A 17,708-nucleotide genomic window follows, 5' to 3' on the forward strand; every position below is an offset into this window, starting at 1 on the left:
CTATAGAATCCCTTTCAACATTAAATTCCAATACATATAGGGCAACATATACCTTTTAAGTAAAAACATACTATACCGTTCTTTCGCTTGATTAAACGGAAACGTTTCTTGAGGCTCATGTTCATAGTTAAATTCAGCGAGTATAAGACTTTTATATCCTGTAACAATCGGACAGGATGTATACCCATCATAATTAGCCTGCAAGTCTCTTCCATTAAGTACGTCCAAAATATTTTGTTTTAAGACAGGTATTTGTTTTCGAATTGCCGCTCCAGTTTTAGATGTAGGTAAATTGGTACAATCTCCAAGTCCAAAAATATTCTTATATTTTACATGCTGCAAAGTATAAGGACTTATATCTACCCACCCCTGATGATCACTTATCTCACTTTCTTTAATAAAGTTAGGTGGCCCCATTGGTGGAACAACATGTATCATACTATATGGTACTGTTTCTCGTTTCAGTGTTTGCGTATCTTCAAAAATTGCTTCTCTCTTTTCAGCGATAATTTCTACTAAGTTTTTATTATAGTTCGTTATAATTTGCTTTCTTTCTAGTACTTGTTCTAATGTTTCAGCATAACGCGGTACCTGAAATATGTTAGCGTTCGCAGAATAAAACATTACTTCACTTCTGTTTTTCAAACCGCCATTACAAAAATACTCTTCTGCTAAATACATAATTTTTTGTGGGGCACCACCACATTTAATAGGAGTATTGGGGTGGGTAAAAATCGCATTTCCTCCTTTGAATTTTTCAATTTCTCTCCAAGTAGAATCAACATATTTATAAGAATAATTGCTACAAACCCCATTAGTCCCAATAGACTCCTTTAAGCCTTTAATACCGCCCCAATTTATTTGTATACCGGATGCTACAATAAGAATCTCATATTCAAGTAGCATTCCATCATCTAAAAGTATCTTATTTTCATCTGGAAACAACTTAACGACACTTTTAGGAATCCACGTTGCTCCTTTTGGAATAAGTGATTCTTGATCACGCATCGTACATTCCTTTGAAACAATTCCTCCCCCAACTAAACTCCATAGTGGTTGGAAGTAATGTTTTTTAGATGAATCGATAATAGCTATACTTTCTTTCAATAGGGATACATTTCGTAACAAATGTGCAGTAGAAGATAGTCCTGCAGTCCCAGCGCCAATCACAATAATTTTATAATTATCTCTGGTCTTCATTATCCTCTTCCTATCTGAATTTAATTTTTAAGTTAACTAATTATTAGCCTTATTTCATCGTAGTAACAATATTATAAGATAAAAATACTATTATTTTATCTTATTAAAACGAATATTCCGTTAACTTTATCCGTCGACATTACTATATGCTTAAATCCCTTATGTTACTTCTTTAATTTGTTTCAAACTCTACAAACTTTACATTTCTCAATATTAGCCTGTATCCTATCTCACTTTAATGACATTACACTTCTATAGATAATGAAATGCAAGTTTCTTTGGTATGGTTTGTCCATCCTCCTTTTCAGGAGATAGACAAAAACAATCTTATTCCAATAGCTATATTACCTATTCTTTTTTGAATCTTTGTTATAAATATCTATACATGCATTTGAGAACGTCTTTGTTGTTTTTCTAGTCCCTCAATAATGTGAGCAGTCGGTATATATAATAATTGAGCTGCTGTGTAAACACTTATTATAAAATTACATTATTTACCTACAGAAAGAAAAAAGATGAATATAAGCTTTTTATGCATTATATATTAATGTATTACTGTGGACTAGTTTGACCTAGCTTCGACTGAATCCCTTTGTTGTAGATATTTGATTTTCTTATTAATAATTACGGTACATGAAATTGTCAAATTGTAATAAAAAAAATCCCTCGGATAGGAGCCCATTATATTACAAAACAATTAAGAAATCCCTCTATTAAAAGCTCTGCTTAAGCTTTGGGGTGAAAATTGGCAATAACTCATCTAACTCCTATTTGTTACGATAAATAATTGGTTGAAAACCATTCTCCTTCTGCGTATTATTTTAAGCTCTTTAGAGCTTCACTTTCACTATTAAACTCAATTTTTGAGAAAGGGTACTTCTATCGGAGAAAATAATAGAATCTTTTAACTCTGCATGGGAAAATGCATATATTAGTTGGATTGGCATCTATATTCAGCTTGCAAATTAGTCCTTATGAGCTGTCACCTTTTTATGGAGCACATATGTATTTTTTTCTTTTTTATTTAATTTTATTTACACACTTAAAAGAAACTAGCATATGATATTATATACTAATCCAAAAACCATATAGTCTACTTTCTAAGAGCACTGATTTGTGTTCTTTTTTTAGATAATGCTTTTGTTCAATTTTTTGCTACATTTTTAAGACATTTATTTATTACCCTTAACAAGCCCTTTTAAAAATAGTTACATATAAACCTTCTAACCATATTGTATTTTTAACCCTTTGTATTGTAGGTTTAATAGTTATCAAATTGATTATGAAGGGATAAAGCCCAGAGGTGACTTCTATTAGTCCAAACACTTCACATTACTATCACATACACTATAAAATGTTTGGACTTTATTATTTTAATCAAAACTTAAAGTTAGGAGGATTTAATATGGCAGATTGTACAGGTTTAGCCTGTTTTTTATTCTCTTCGTGGCCAACGGGAACAGTTGTTACAGTTACTACTAGATCAGGTCAAATTATTGGACCTGCTATTTTTTCACTGTTCTTTCCGAATATATGTGCAGTAGTATTGGTAGAAGAAGATGTGATAACCCCCTCTTCTACCAATACTATATTCATAAGTTGTGAAGATATAGAAAGTGTTACTTTAATCACTCCTTAAGATGATTCATATTGTTCTAGCTTAATCCATATTTAAGACATTCTAATGAATGTCTTTTTTCATGAAAAATCTAATCAGCGTACCTTAAAATGTACCATTCTATTGTTTCAATAAATTGATTTAATTTCAATTTTTTCTCTTCTAAAGGTTACTTGTCTACACATCGTTCTACAAACTTTCATATGATATAGTATATTGTTTAAAGGAGGGATAAATTTGTTCTTATGCAATTTATTTGGTTGTTCAGGTGGAGTATGTAGTATTTTTAAAAATTTACAACCAGGCGAAGTCGTTACTGTTACTGGTAAATCTGGAAATATTATTGGACCTGCTATTTTTACAAATTTCAATCCTACTACTTGTATCGTCACATTAGAAGAGGAAAATTCAGTTACTCCTCCTACTACAAGTATTACTAAGATCAGTTGTAAAGAAATAGAAAGTGTTACGTTTATCTCATAATATATTTTAAACCTAAAGCAGGGATTGAAATATGAAACTCTTATACATTACTTCTGGTTACTCAAAAATCTATCAATATCTAGATCAAAGCATACAGAGAGCATTTATCGATCAAAATTTTGAATGGTTAGCAGTACAGCCGTGTGAATTACTCGAACAATTGGATTTCATTACGGCAACATTTCATCCTGATATTGTTTTCACCTTATTAGGGAATCATCTACCACAAAAAGCAATTCATTATTTTAAAAAAAGGAACATTAAATTAGCTGTCTGGTTAACTGAGGATCCATTTTATATAGATACTTCGCTTCTTCTATTAAATAACTTTGATTTTATATTTACTATTGATAGCGAAGCACTTAAATATTACACAGCTTTAGGATATATCAATGTATATCACTTACCATTAGCAACTAATATAGATGTATTTAAACCTAGTCTAAAAAATCCAAAATATAAAAGTGAAGTTTTGTTCATTGGATATCCTTATCCAATCCGTGTGAAATTGATACAGTTTCTTTTGGAAAAAACCCCTTATCACTATACCATTATTGGTAAGCACTGGAGAAATAAGTTATTAAAAAAATGGAAAAATCACCGAAGAATTAAGATTATAGAAGAATGGATTCCACCTCAAGAAGTTGCTCTCTATTATAATAACGCTAGTCTTATATTAAATCCGCATCGTAGTCATCTATTTCCACAGAATAAAAATAAAAATAGAGTGAAAAATAATACTATTAATAATCGTACCTTTGATATTGCAGCTTGCCAAGGATTTCAAATTATTGAAGAAAAATCTGACCTTTCATCTTTCTTCAATAAAGATGAAATTATATCCTATAACAGCTTTGAAGACTGTTTAAATAAAGTATCTTTTCATTTGAATGATACGATTCTAAAAGAATTAATGGTCGGAAAAATCCATACAAAAGTTATTACCCAGCATACTTTTCATGAGAGAATCCATTTTATAAAGACTATTTTACAATCACACCTTCATTAAAATAAAAATCCCCTTCTGCATATAGGTGCACAAGGGGATTTTTTCAAATTAATCTATTCGTTCTACAGATAATGTTCATAAATAAATAAGAAATGGTGTATATTCACACTAACATCTATAAATATGGAATTCAAGATATAAGCATCTACCTATAGAATCTGATACCTACTGTTTTTATTCACCAAACAATTCTTATGTTTTATTTCACATAAAAATAATACCACTTGCGCTCGTCTAACCAAGCCGTAAACTTATCGATATTTCCGGATGGGTATCCATTTGTAACAGCATATCCAATACCGTCTTTCTGAATAACAATTTGTCCGTCAATACCCGCGTCAACCATCGCTTGGGATAAGACTTGTAAATTACTGAATCCTACACCTCCAGTTTGTACTTTGAGCAATTGAACTGCACCGTCTCCAGTTTGTCCTGTAAGAGCATACACAATTGAGTTAGCGATGTTATCAACATTCCATTTAGCCATGTCTGCATCATTATCGATAAATCCAAGTTCAATTAAAATTGCTGGTGCCTTTGTATTAGCTAGAACATAAAGTTCCTTGCGTTCCTTAGCACCACGATTAGACCAACCTATATCTTTTGAAAGTTGTGCCGATACTTTTGCTGCCAACGATTGTTGGTCATAGTAGCACACTTCCACACCATTTGCTGTGCCATTATAAGAGTTCAAATGAAATGAGATTACAAAGTCAACTGAATGAGAGTTACAATTACGAACAATATTTGATAAGTTTTGCGCTTGAGTTGAGCCTATTTCGTCTGTATCATCATATACTGTGTGTCCTAAAGCTCTCAATTTAGTTGCAATCGCATCCTTAACCTGACGATCCATGACATGCTCTTTTCTACTACCCCAATTAGCACCTTGTACAATACTATTGTGACCACCATGTAAACTATATTTAGCCATTACTCTACATCTCCTTTTTTATTAGTATATTCAGAGTTTGTCTTATTGCTCTTACCACCCAAAATATTAACTGCATTTGTTAAAGCTTGCGGGTGTGGAATTCCCATGCGTCCTGCATTTTCTAAAAGTGAAAGTAACTTATTACCCATGAAGAAGAAAATAGTCCCTTTACGAATAGCACGGTTACTTCCAAACGCTTTTTCACTTTTGTCTTAACACTCCAAGTTCTATGTTCATAACAAGGTCTGTGCATCCCATTAAATCTTCAATTTCACGAGTGCTTAATTTCTCTTTTCGTTTTTACTTATTTTTCTTTTTAGCTTGTTTTGATTACTTTTTCCATTCACGTAATTAACCTCTTAACACCTCATTTCCCCATCTTCCTTTTCAAAATAAAAAAAGACACCTATTCCTAAAACAGCTTTAATTGCTGCTTTAATGAATTGGTGTCCTCTAGTTTTCTAGCCGGACTATATCTTATTTCTTTTCGTTTTCAGAAATTAACCTTTGCAAAAACATACCTAGACACATTCTTAACTTTTAATTAACTTGAAACATGAATTTTTTATAATTTTTATGCACCGATAAAATAAACCCCATCAGTATCATATTTGAAAATAGCGAACTCCCTCCATATAAAAAAAAGGAAGTGCGATTCCTTTTACCGGCATTACCCCAACAATCATACCAATATTTTGAAAGATTTGCAGTGTTAAAACACTAATTGGCCCAGCACATAATAATGTACCAAACAGATTCTCTGCTGAATAAGCAATTATAGTTACTCGATATATAAGAAGTAACATTATGATGAATTAGTCATATATTATTTCCAAGTAAAAAAACCTAATTTACTTCGAGATATCTCACTTTTTCCTTAAAGAGTACTTTTTAAATGTGCTCTTTTTAGGTTTATCAACATAAAACTAAACATTCCGTCAATAATAAAGATAGGCGAAAGCCAGAACTCATTTAACCGTCCCTGTAGTTCTTCTCTTTTCTGTATTGAGCAGTTAGCTTTTACTAGCTGCTCCTTTATTTACACATATCGTAAGACTTCGAATACATTATGTTTGAAAGTGCTCTGTTTTATCAAAAGGCGATTCGGCGACGATTGCCTTTTTTATTTCTACAAAATGAAATTTTTATTACATACAATTTCGTATACCATATGCAATCTTGTTTACACTATAAATGTAACTTTAGGTTACACATCTATTACTTGCAGGGCCTAATTTCCTTTTGTGCAACAAGTGGTTAGCTAACTTCGCTGACTGCTTTGTTGTGCCGAATGAATTTTTTATTTCTCAACATCCAACATATGGTATCCATATTCCAATAATAGTAATATAAAGGTACCTTCAGTTATTAAATGTCCCTTTTTAAAGTCCCTGTCTAAAAACAGGGCCTTTAAAATTTATTCTCTACTAAAATAGTATTTTTGTTATAAATCCCTCTATAAACGCTCTAATTTCCTCAGTATCCAATTAAATCCCAAGAAATAGGTGTACCTTTTTTAATATCCTTACTCGCTTTTTTTCCGATAATTTTGGATAAGTGTTTTGGCAATAAACCATTCCCTGGTCTAATAGCTTTAATATTCTCATTTGTAAAGACTTCTCCCGCTTTTATGTTTTCTACTACATATAATGATCTTCTAAATTTTAACGAATCTTTTTCTATATCAGTAGGGCCATAATATACATTCCCCAAAGATTCCCATGCTTTTTCAGTTTCGCTTACTAATAATTTAAATTCAGCTGGTTCCATTGAAAAATCAGCGTCAACTCCTCCATCCGATCTCGAGAGCGTTAAATGTTTCTCAATTACTGTTGCCCCAAAGGCAACACTCGCTACAGATACCCCTACTCCAAGTGTATGATCAGATAAACCTACCTCACATTTAAATAACTCCTTCATATGAGGTATGGTAACTATGTTTGTAGATTTTGGAGATGCAGGATACGTACTTGTACATTTTAATAGAATTAATTCTTTACATCCCTCTTCTCTCGCAGCACTTACTGCTTCATCTAGTTCAGCAATCGAAGCCATACCTGTCGAAATGATTATTGGTTTTCCTGTTGCTGCTACTTTACGTATAAGGGGAATATCAGTATTTTCAAAAGATGCGATTTTATAACAAGAAACATTTAATGACTCTAGAAAGTCTACAGCTGTTTCATCAAACGGCGTACTAAATGGTACCATCCCTAACTCTATACAGCGATCAAAAATGGGTTTATGCCACTCCCATGGTGTATAAGCTTCTTTATATAAATGATAAAGTGATTTACCTTTCCATAAGCTTTTTGTATCGTGAATTAAAAAATCACCATTTTCTATATTTAAAGTCATTGTATCTGGTGTATATGTTTGAATTTTAAATCCTTGTGCCCCAGCCTCCGCAGCTGCCTCTACAATTTGCAACGCCCTATCTAATGATTGATTATGATTCCCTGACATTTCTGCAATAATAAATGGTGGCAAGCTATTGCCAATCTCTCTACCTCTGATATATACATTACTCATTTTTTTCACCTTCAAGTTCTTTTTTTATTGCTTCTTTCCTTTCCGCCCATTGTTCATGAGACAGGGCCATTGTAATAACATCAATATAATCATTATCCCTGTAAATATAGTTTTCATATCTTCCATCTTCTTGGAACCCAAATTTCTGATGGAAATTTAAACTAATACGGTTTGATTCTATTATTTCTGCACAAACTTTGTGTATGTCTTTTTTTTCAAAAATATAGTCTAATGCTAATAAACCTAATACCGTTCCAGCACGTTTTACGCTTTGTTTTTCACCTATATAAAATCCCCAATAACAAGTCCGATCCATTTTATCTATTTTTGTAAAATTAACAAATCCAATTGGTTTTTCTTCATATGTTAATAATCTTGCAACTTTTGTATCATCCACTACTAGTTTTTCATACCACTTTAAATGTTCGTCTATTGTTATTTGATGATCTTCATACATAACCGAGCGAATTTCTTTTGTATTCCGCCACTGTAAAATAAGTTCTAAATCTTTCTTTTCTAACTTTTTCAATTGAAAATCCCCAATATTTAACATACTATCCTCCTAAAATAATTTTTGCTATTTCATTTGAGTTACTGGCACACTGTATAGAAAGAGCTTTATTAGACATTTCTTTCACTATTTTAGAATCTGATAAAAGTTTGTTTAGGCATTTCGTAATTGTTTTATCCGAAACACTTTTAGCTGTGCCAATATTCCATGTAGCTCCAACCTTCGCTACAGCCTGGGTTACTTCAATTTGATTTTGGGCAGTTGTAATTGTTATAGAAGGTAATCCAAGAAAGCAGCGTTCCCATGTGGTTGTGCCCCCAGCTCCTATCCCAAAATCAGCTTGTACGAGAAGCTCTTCCATATTCTCTATTTGACAATAAAATGAGGCGTTACAAACACTCTTACAATAAGTTTGAATCTCCTCTTTATGCGGATTTTGGCTCCCTACCACCACGTCTATTTTTAAGTTATCTTTATTTATATTTTGTAAGGCTCTTAACGTTTTTAATGTCTCATTTGTTACATCATGTCCACCAAAAAAAATAAAGATTCTCTCAATTTCTCCTGTTCTTTTTCGTGAAAATTTCTTAGCGGCATAAAACTCTGGCCGTAGTATAGCGTATTTAGGCCCCAATTTTACTAATGAGTGCTCTGGTATTAAATCTTTATAGCGACCATTAAGGTTATCGTATAAATTTTGGTCTAGTAACAAATCACAGTCGTGCATTCGATTTGCAAGATCATCGATTACCATGATTTTTCTTACATTTTTTCTTAAAGCAGACTCCCACTTATTATCTAATCCATAATGATCAACAATTACCCAATCAAAGTTGGGAAGTTGTGACAAGATATCATTTGTCTGTTTTGCATCAACAAACCAATGATATTTTAGCCAGTATAAATAACTCCCGTGTACTGTACTTAAGAAATTCGTATTTTCACCATCTGCATCTAATAAAAATACATGAAATCCTTTATTTAAAATATATTGATGCAAATCACCTTGTAGCTTACGACAAATGAAATATACTTGAGCACCTTTATTCCGTAACTCATGAGCCAATGTTAAACAACGCATAATATGACCAGTACCTATCTCAATAGATGCGTCGGCGCGAAAGGCAATTTTTTCTCAAGCAAGTTACTCCCTCCTCACTAAAAGCACTACAATTTATTAATTTATAATTTTGTTTCTCTATTTAGCTCATCTACTAATGATTGTTGATTTGCCCATTTCAATTTCACATGACTATTAATTTGAATAAGTTCAGAATTTCGAAGGATGTAATCTTTTATTTGATGAAAAAATAAAGGTTTAGATTTTACATTCAAAATTTTATAAAGTTTATTGAACATATCTAGATCTGGTTGTTCGTCTAATGTTAACCTCCAAGTAGGATAACAAAATGCTGGGGGGAGTTTCACTATATTGATACGGAATAAATGTGGATTATTAATAAAATAAAACGGAAGGTATTCTGCATAGGTTAAAGGTTTTTGGGTTTGTAATAGTCGTTCGATTGCCTCTAATGTAAAAATATCGCCTGCTGTTCCGACAGGTAACGTACTTAACTCTGCCTGTGTATAATCTGCACCGCTTTTTAAATGTTCATCTAGTAAAAAAGCATTAATTTCTGGTGACACAGCTGGGCAATCCCCTGTAATCCGTATGACAATATTTGCATTTTCTTGTTTTGCAGCTTGGAATATGCGATCTGCGGTATTTTCTGGATCGCCCCTAAAAATCTTAACTTCCCCATCTAAATCAAATTTTTCCAAAGGATCATCTTGCGTAACATCTGAAGTAGCAAGTATGACCTGGTGTTTTCCTGGAATAGCTAATGTATTTACTAGACATCGTTCAATGGAAGGAACTCCGTGTATTGGCAATATCGCCTTTAAAGGTAACCTAGTAGATTTTAACCGGCAAAGTACAATTATTACTACCTTTGGAGGTTCAATCACCTCTTTTGTTAATGGGGTACCTGCAGACAAATTATATACAGCTACCTGAGGTAATAATTCCTCTGCTTCAAGCTCGTTCAGTGCATTTTCAACAATATCTAATTCCATAGTTACTTTATTAGCTGTAATAATCTCTCCCCTTTTAATATCAACTTTTGTAACTGCTCTTAACAATTTTTGGTTTTGCAATTCTAATAACACCCCTTTCTTTTAATTTTTAGTAACTCTATAAAACGAAAGAACTTTTCTCACTGCTTTTATTACATCCCACACATCAGCTTCTGTCATTTTAGGAAATAGAGGCAGCGTAATTATTTCCTCATATACGTTTTCTGCTTGCGGACAAATACCTTTTTCATAACCTAATTTTTGATAAAACGGTTGTAAATGTACGGGAATATAGTGCACATTCACACCAATATTTTCTTTTTGTAATGCCTCGTAAATTTCTTTTCGATTACATTTTAATAATTTAGTATTTATACGGATGATATAAAGGTGCCAACTTGAATCGGTTTGAGGCAATTGCTTTGGTATGATGATTTCAGGTAAACAACTAAATTCTTTATTATAGATGTCTACATATTTCTTTCGAATCTTAATAAAAGACTCTAATTTACTTAACTGTGATAAACCAAGAGAAGCTTGTATATCCGTTAATCTGTAGTTGTAACCTAAGAATTGCATTTCATAATACCAAGGCCCATGATTTTCAAGGAGTTTTTGAGGATTCCTTTCAATTCCATGCGTACGAAATTGAACAAGTTTTTCATAAAACAGAGGATTATTTGTGGTAATTACTCCGCCCTCTCCGGTAGTAATATGTTTCACCGGATGAAAGCTAAACATTGTCATATCACCAATTGAACCAATCTTTTTATTTTTATATGTGGCTCCTAATGCGTGAGCTGCATCTTCAATGATAATCAAATTATTTTCTTTTGCTATTTTTTCTATTGCATCTAACTCTACAGGCTGCCCAGTAAAGTGTACGGGAATGATGGCTTTTGTTTTGTTTGTAATCTTTTCCTCTATAGATTTAGGACTAATGTTATATGTTTCATTGTCAATATCGGCGAAGACCGGCTTTCCACCCTGGTATAAAATACAATTTGCACTTGCTACAAATGTCATTGGAGTTGTAATTACTTCATCTCCCTCAGTTATGCCAGCTGCATAGCAGGCAGCATGCAATGAAGCTGTACCATTTGAAAAAGAAACAGCGTATTTTGCTCCCGCATATTTCGCTATAGCCTCCTCAAACTGTTGAACCATTGGTCCTGTTGTTAAAAAATCCCCTTTTAATACGTCTACAACAGCTTGAATGTCACATTCATCAATTTGTTGCTGACCATATGGTAAATATTTTTCTCTAACAGGTTTTCCTCCATGTATACCGAGAATTTGCCTTACCATTATTCTTTCTCCTTAGGATAAATTTTTAAAGATTTAATCCACTCTTCTGTTTTATTAACTCCATCTTCTAAAGAAACTTTCGGTTCCCAGTTTAATATTGTTTTTGCTTTTTCATAGTTACATAATAATTTTTGAATTTCACTTTGTGGATGGATATGAGTTACATGTTGAATATTTACTTTATTTCCCGAAATCAATTCTGCTAATTTATTAATGGATATATCTTGTCCTGTTCCGAGCTGTTGATAATATGCCCATTTGCTTTTGCAGAGTATCCTGCTGCCACAACAAAATCTGCACAATCTTCAACGTATAAAAGGTCTCTCGTTTGTTTTCCGTCCCCATAAATATTTAGTGGTACTTTATCTAATTTATTATTTATAAAAATGGCAACAACCCCACCTTCACCACCAGTTTTCTGGAATGGGCCATACGTATTAAATGGACGAATAACCACAACAGGGAGCTTATAAGCATAATAGTAAGATAACACCATGTTTTCAGCAGCAATTTTTGATCCAAGCATATGGAGAAGTCTGGTTTAATCGGATCTAATTCTGATATCCCTTGTATATTAGTAGCTTTATCATATACCATACAAGTACTCATAAAGACCATTTTGACATTATACTTAAGACATTGTTCTAACAAATTAAAAGTACCTATTGTATCATTTTCAAAAGTTGTTCTAGCATCATCTATACTATCTTGAACATTGATACTCGCTGCTAAATGATAACAAAGGTCAAATGAATAATTTTCAAATAATTGAGCAACTAATTTTTTGTCTTTAATATCTCCTTGAATGCATTGCTTTAAATTTAAATCGTGTGCAAACTCGGTAATATTTGCAGTAGTTGAATTTGCTAAATTGTCTAATATCCACACTTCATGCTTATCCTGCAACAATTTCTTTACAACCCACCTACCAATAAAACCTGCACCACCAGTTACTAATATTTTCATAGTTTCTCCCCTCCTGCTAATAGTTGCTGGTTTAAAATTAAATTTCTAAGCTCTTCTTTTGAAATCGCATTTTGATGATCAGAACGGTAAAACCCTGCCTTCGCCCTTTTTGCATTTTCATATTGAGTACCCTTTTTTAATGGACTAGGTATGATAAACATATCTGGTAATTCAAAAGCCTGTAAAGATTCATCATATGTCATAAGTTCTTCATACATTTTTTCACCAGGTTTTAACCCAATCTCTTCAACCTTAATATTCTCCTTGGGCAACCCATACAACTTTGTGACTTCTTCTATCATCACTTCACTTAAATCATTTAATGAAATGACTGGCATTTTTAATATAAAAGTTTCACCACCCGTTGCTATTTTCATTGCCTCAATTGTTAACATAGTTGCTTGGTTCAGTGTCATCATAAATCTACTCATACTAAGATCCGTTACAGTTATTTTTTGATTTTGTTTAATTTGGTTTTCAAATAAAGGAATAACAGAGCCTCTTGACCCCATAACATTCCCGAAACGAACACTTGCGAATATCGTTTCACTTGAACCTTTTGAATATTCCGCTGACGTAATCAATCTTTCAGCAGTCAATTTTGTTGCACCGTAATTATTTGTTGGTGAAATTGCTTTATCAGAGCTTGTAAAAATCACCTTTTTTACTTTCTGGGCAATTGCCGCTCTTATTACATTTTGTGTTCCAAAAATATTGGTCAAAACCGCTTCAAACGGATTATATTCACAAAAAGAAACATGCTTCATCGCTGCCACATGGAACACATAATCAATATTTTCCATCGCACTAAATAATCGATCATAATTGCGAATATCCCCGATTAAATAACGTATATTTTGATTATTATCCCTAAATTCTTCTTGTAATAAAAATTGATTATATTCACTTCTACTAAAAATCCTTACAACTTTTGGCTTTTCCTGTAGAACATTAGAAAGAATGCTTTTTCCAATTGTTCCTGTTCCACCAATAATTAAAACGTTTTTATCTTTAAAAAACATAGAAATGTATACCTCCTCTTATTAAAATAACTTTTAGCCAAGAATATTCTCTCCTCAATTCGTGTGTAGTTCTATAGGCAAACAATTAAGTGAGAGATAAACTAGCTTTTGCATATTGAAACATACGTTTTTATTGCAAATTTATGTTACATATTGATCATTAAAATCTGAGGATATGGTGTTGTTTTAGGAATCCCTTACTTCAAAAATAAATAAGGGATGATGAGCTCAATCTTTTTCACTTTGAATTAAATTTATCAATTTTTTAGTGCATGCTTCTTGCGGATAGTTTTCATTAATAAATTTTCTTCTTAATTCTTTCGCTAGATTTGATTGTGAAGAATCATTTAGGACCTTTTTAACCGTGCTAAGCATATCTTCAATAGAGTGATTTACAAGCCAATCTAGTGTATCGTAATATTTATAATCTCTATCTTCTAATAGCGATTTATAAACAACTACAGGTATATCTAATAACATTGCCTCTAACCCTACCGTTGAATTCGAGATAACCACAAGATTTGCATGTAAAATAACATCATACATGTTCACTTCATTTGTTATATATTTAACATTAGGATATAAGTTACTTAACCTAATATATTCTCCCACTAGGTTACGCCCTTTTTCCCAAGGATGAGGCTTTATAATAACCGTAATATTTTTGTCCTTCACTAACTTTTCTGTCAGTTCAATATAAAATGAAGTTTTAAATGGCTGGGTTGCAATAAAAATTACTTTTGTAGTGGGATCTATTTTTAATGTTTTAAAAAGCTCTTTCTTATCCATATATGTCCTATTGAAGATGTCATCAAATCTGGGGTGCCCCACAATCTCTATTTGAGATTCACTACTCCCTTTTTGAAGGTACCAATCTTCTTCATATTTCCCATATACGACCTGTTTCGTAGCGAAAACTGGAAAATATGCTTCTTCTCCCATTATTGCACCATGCTGAAGACAATAACTTGGTATCCCCTCACTTCTAGAAAGAAAAGTAAGAGCTCTACTTGTTACATCTTCCGTAGTACCAACAATCACACTAGAAATATCTTGTTCTTTAAAAATGAAATAGGCCATATTAAGTTTCTCAATCATGATAGGAAGGTCACTTAGTAATTTTTTTTGAAAAAACATGTTTGAAAATAGTGGGTGCTTATTAAACTTTAAAAAGATTTCTTTAGCTTTTTCTATGAAAACATGTGCGGTATTAGAGGCTTTATTTATATAATCTGGTGCACAAATTGTAGGAAGACCATAAAGTTCTGTCTTTTTTGATCTTGTTAATATCTTTGTTTGATTTGGATTAAAGTGGATAAAGTTACTTACTGAAAAACGGAGATAATCTGAATTTAGAAGGATTGCTCCATTTCGATTTTTTCTTTTTATTTTTGCTTGAAATGAAGACATTCTTTTTTCAAACTCTAACTGTAACTGTGTTTCCTCTATGGGCTCAATTGACAGTTGCTTATAAAAATTATTTTCTTTCATTTTATTTTTAACATCTGCATCTAAATATTGATAAAAATTACTTAGTAATGGTAAAGGAATGTTATAATGCTTTAACTCGGAAAAAATATTTATATACTCTAGATTTAATAACCAGTAATTTTTCAAATAAATTTCACTCAATTTTTCACCCTCTTTTTTTTCTTAAGTCTTCTCTTAATTCTTTACATGTTCTTTGTGGCGGTAATAATTGTACAAATTCATTTTTTTCTTCAGCAAATAACTGCGCATGTATTGAATGAGGAGTTATATAATTGATATCTAAAATTTCATCTAAAGGATAAAAATCCCAATAGTGATTTAATCTCCAAAAAAAGCGTGCATCTCCTATCCGATAAAACTGAGGATCTTCATCCCAGTAAGAATTCCACCTTTTTTCAAGAATTGGTAAAACAGAGGCTCTATGCATAATAGAACAATGATCAATTGTACATGGGGCATTATTAGTAATTTTTTTAGCAGGCCTTTCCACCGTTTTTATTGGCAAATCTGATTCATCTATATGAATCGTTTTTGATGCAGAGTAAATAATTTGAACATCTTTTTTCTTATCAAGATAACTAGACATCTTTTCGAGTCGTTCTTTTTCATATTGATTATCATCTGTAATATAAGTTATATATTCCCCTTTCGCATACTTAAGTGCCTCATTAATTAAAGCAGCATATCTGACTTTTTTGTCCGTTCAGAAATATGGGCCACATTACTTTTATAAAAATGTACATTTTCCTTATTTATAAATGGTTGAATTACCTTCTGGGTCATTTCATTAGAATCATCGTCCATTATAAAAAGTTCAAAATCTTGAAAAGTTTGGTTTAATACACTTAATATCGATTTTGCAACAAACGTAGGCTTATTGTAACTTGTCATTATAACTGAAATTTTAGGCAAATCTCCCTCTCCTCCTTATCAACAAATACAAAAACAGTTACGTTATTATATAAACAAGAAGGACAATCCGTTCCGATAATTTTTAAAAAGATTTATATATCTATTAAAATTTATAGCAGCATATATTTTTCCACTCCACTATAATCCATACCATATCTATTACAAAGTAATAAACTATTCAAGTATAAATAAGAAAGTATCAATACAGGTTTAATTATTAGATTTCACTAGAAAAACCACATTCAATATTCTCAAAAGAGGTGAAGACTTTGCAACCCCTAATATCAATTATCCTTACTAGCTATAATAAACCATCATTAATCAATCAAGTTATTGAAAGTGTCCTAATGCAAACTTATAAAGAATGGGAACTTTTTATTATGGATGATAACTCCTGTCCGGAAACTATAAATATTATAAAAAATTATTTAGATGATCCTCGAATTAATTATAAAAATAGTATTATACAAGATAATGAGAGATATAAAACTACAAGATATGCAACACTTATCAATGAGGCACTTCCATTAACCCATGGGGATTATATTTGTTATTTAACGGATGATACTATGTATCTTCCAAATAGATTAGCTGAAATGTTATCTTTCTTAGAAAAACATCCTGAAATAGATGTAGTGTACTCTTCTCAATACGTAAAATATGTTGATTATAACCTACAACCTATACATGAATTTGTGAGAGAAGCTTCAAAAATTTTATATACAGCTGCAAATGTTGTAGATCACTGTTCAGTTATGCATACTAGAAGAATATTATTAAAGGTTTATGAAAAATATTGCGAATATTGGGATACAAATCCTATATATTGGTTTGTTGGAGATGCAATGTTTTGGAAACGCCTAAATACATTCCAACCTTTTTATCCTATTAGCAAAGTGCTCGATATTACTTTTAAAACACCATTTTCTTTCCAAAACCTATATGCTAACCTCCCTTCAAAGGATTTAAATGGTATTTTGTTTAGTAATTCACAAGGTGAAGTATTTTTAATTGATAATTTTAAACGTAGGCTCATTTCAAAAGACATGCTTTCCTACTTCAAATATAATCAAAATGAAATTGTCTTAATCCCCGATCCATTCATCTACAAATATACAGAAGGTCCCCCCATAACCCTTGCAGAATCAATTCCAAATTTACGGGTTGTACAAAACGAAAAAAAAGAGTTGTTTTATATAGAAAATAATCAAAAACGTCTTTTCATTAACACGATAGCATTTCGCAAATTTAAATTTACAGCTCAAGAAATTATTAAAGTTTCACAAAATAGTTTAGATCAATTTTCAGATGGACCACCTATTCATCCGAATTTATCCAATCAAACGATCCTCCCTGAAGGAAAAGTATTTATTTATCATCACAATTATTTCATTATGACAAATCACATGCTTCATCCAATAGATAAAGACATATTACAAAAACTTTATTTATTAAAGAACTGTATAGCAATTTCAAAGACCAATTTAGCCCACTTTAAGATTGGCCCTCCTATTTCATCATATCCCTCTCACTTAGCTGAAGAATACCGAGAAGAGTGACAGGGATTTTACAAATAAATATAAAAAGAAGGTTGCCCAAAATATAGCTGAATAGCTACTTGGGTTAACCTCTTTTTATTACATCTA

Annotated in this window: 13 protein-coding genes and 4 pseudogenes; 4 read left to right on the forward strand and 13 right to left on the reverse strand. The window is 31.8% G+C overall.

Annotation, left to right across the window (positions count from 1 at the left end; translation table 11 throughout):
* Complete coding sequence (locus tag JFU18_RS03140) at nt 1-1,200, reverse strand: NAD(P)/FAD-dependent oxidoreductase (RefSeq protein WP_201031024.1); 1,200 nt, start codon at nt 1,198-1,200, stop codon at nt 1-3.
* A gap of 1,405 nt (nt 1,201-2,605) precedes the next feature.
* Between JFU18_RS03140 and JFU18_RS03145 the strand changes: the two genes are divergently transcribed.
* From JFU18_RS03145 to JFU18_RS03155, 3 genes are all read left to right on the forward strand, one after another.
* Nucleotides 2,606-2,839: a CGEA protein gene (locus tag JFU18_RS03145; RefSeq protein ID WP_193665755.1), complete on the forward strand. Its 234-nt coding sequence runs from the start codon at nt 2,606-2,608 to the stop codon at nt 2,837-2,839.
* 216 nt (nt 2,840-3,055) lie between these two features.
* Complete coding sequence (locus JFU18_RS03150) at nt 3,056-3,301, forward strand: CGEA protein (RefSeq protein ID WP_085311207.1); 246 nt, start codon at nt 3,056-3,058, stop codon at nt 3,299-3,301.
* Between the two features lie 31 nt (nt 3,302-3,332).
* Nucleotides 3,333-4,310 carry a CgeB family protein gene (locus JFU18_RS03155; RefSeq protein ID WP_201050241.1) on the forward strand — a complete coding sequence of 326 codons (978 nt, stop codon included), beginning with the start codon at nt 3,333-3,335 and terminating at the stop codon, nt 4,308-4,310.
* 199 nt (nt 4,311-4,509) lie between these two features.
* On the opposite strand, the gene JFU18_RS03160 is transcribed toward JFU18_RS03155, so the two are convergent.
* The 12 genes and pseudogenes from JFU18_RS03160 to JFU18_RS03215 all read right to left on the reverse strand — a co-directional run bounded on the left by JFU18_RS03160 (nt 4,510) and on the right by JFU18_RS03215 (nt 16,062).
* A complete protein-coding gene (locus JFU18_RS03160; protein WP_201031016.1) occupies nt 4,510-5,244 on the reverse strand; it encodes an N-acetylmuramoyl-L-alanine amidase in 735 nt (244 codons plus the stop codon).
* Nucleotides 5,244-5,447: pseudogene (locus JFU18_RS03165) on the reverse strand (phage holin family protein); the annotation flags it as partial. The pseudogene JFU18_RS03165 and the gene JFU18_RS03160, both read right to left, overlap by 1 nt.
* 337 nt (nt 5,448-5,784) lie before the next feature.
* Nucleotides 5,785-6,053, reverse strand: a pseudogene (locus JFU18_RS03170) (FtsW/RodA/SpoVE family cell cycle protein); the annotation flags it as partial.
* Between the two features lie 667 nt (nt 6,054-6,720).
* Nucleotides 6,721-7,776 (reverse strand): pseudaminic acid synthase, encoded by a 1,056-nt coding sequence (pseI, locus tag JFU18_RS03175; protein WP_201033800.1) that lies wholly within the window; start codon nt 7,774-7,776, stop codon nt 6,721-6,723.
* The gene (pseH, locus tag JFU18_RS03180; RefSeq protein WP_085311197.1) at nt 7,769-8,329 is read right to left on the reverse strand and encodes a UDP-4-amino-4,6-dideoxy-N-acetyl-beta-L-altrosamine N-acetyltransferase; all 561 of its coding nucleotides are present in this window, start codon (nt 8,327-8,329) and stop codon (nt 7,769-7,771) included. Before pseH ends, pseI begins: the two co-directional genes overlap by 8 nt.
* A 1-nt stretch (nt 8,330) precedes the next feature.
* The gene (gene pseG, locus JFU18_RS03185; protein WP_201034594.1) at nt 8,331-9,416 is read right to left on the reverse strand and encodes a UDP-2,4-diacetamido-2,4,6-trideoxy-beta-L-altropyranose hydrolase; all 1,086 of its coding nucleotides are present in this window, start codon (nt 9,414-9,416) and stop codon (nt 8,331-8,333) included.
* 53 nt (nt 9,417-9,469) lie between these two features.
* Entirely contained in the window at nt 9,470-10,444 is a 975-nt protein-coding gene (locus tag JFU18_RS03190; RefSeq protein WP_201050243.1) for a cytidylyltransferase domain-containing protein, read from the reverse strand.
* Nucleotides 10,445-10,465: 21 nt separating this feature from the next.
* Nucleotides 10,466-11,671: a UDP-4-amino-4,6-dideoxy-N-acetyl-beta-L-altrosamine transaminase gene (pseC, locus tag JFU18_RS03195; RefSeq protein WP_201031020.1), complete on the reverse strand. Its 1,206-nt coding sequence runs from the start codon at nt 11,669-11,671 to the stop codon at nt 10,466-10,468.
* A pseudogene (locus JFU18_RS03200) lies at nt 11,671-12,637 on the reverse strand (dTDP-glucose 4,6-dehydratase). Before JFU18_RS03200 ends, pseC begins: the two are co-directional and overlap by 1 nt.
* Nucleotides 12,634-13,659, reverse strand: a complete 1,026-nt coding sequence (locus tag JFU18_RS03205) for an SDR family NAD(P)-dependent oxidoreductase (protein ID WP_201033799.1) — start codon at nt 13,657-13,659, stop codon at nt 12,634-12,636. Before JFU18_RS03205 ends, JFU18_RS03200 begins: the two are co-directional and overlap by 4 nt.
* Before the next feature lie 228 nt (nt 13,660-13,887).
* Nucleotides 13,888-15,291, reverse strand: a complete 1,404-nt coding sequence (locus JFU18_RS03210) for a CDP-glycerol glycerophosphotransferase family protein (RefSeq protein ID WP_201034593.1) — start codon at nt 15,289-15,291, stop codon at nt 13,888-13,890.
* Between the two features lie 4 nt (nt 15,292-15,295).
* Nucleotides 15,296-16,062: pseudogene (locus tag JFU18_RS03215) on the reverse strand (glycosyltransferase family 2 protein).
* 269 nt (nt 16,063-16,331) lie between these two features.
* Between JFU18_RS03215 and JFU18_RS03220 the strand changes: the two are divergent.
* The gene (locus JFU18_RS03220) at nt 16,332-17,621 is read left to right on the forward strand and encodes a glycosyltransferase family 2 protein (RefSeq protein ID WP_085311181.1); all 1,290 of its coding nucleotides are present in this window, start codon (nt 16,332-16,334) and stop codon (nt 17,619-17,621) included.
* The last annotated feature ends 87 nt before the right edge of the window (nt 17,622-17,708 follow it).

Source organism: Bacillus sp. TH22, from assembly GCF_016651015.1.
Classification (GTDB): domain Bacteria; phylum Bacillota; class Bacilli; order Bacillales; family Bacillaceae_G; genus Bacillus_A; species Bacillus_A mycoides.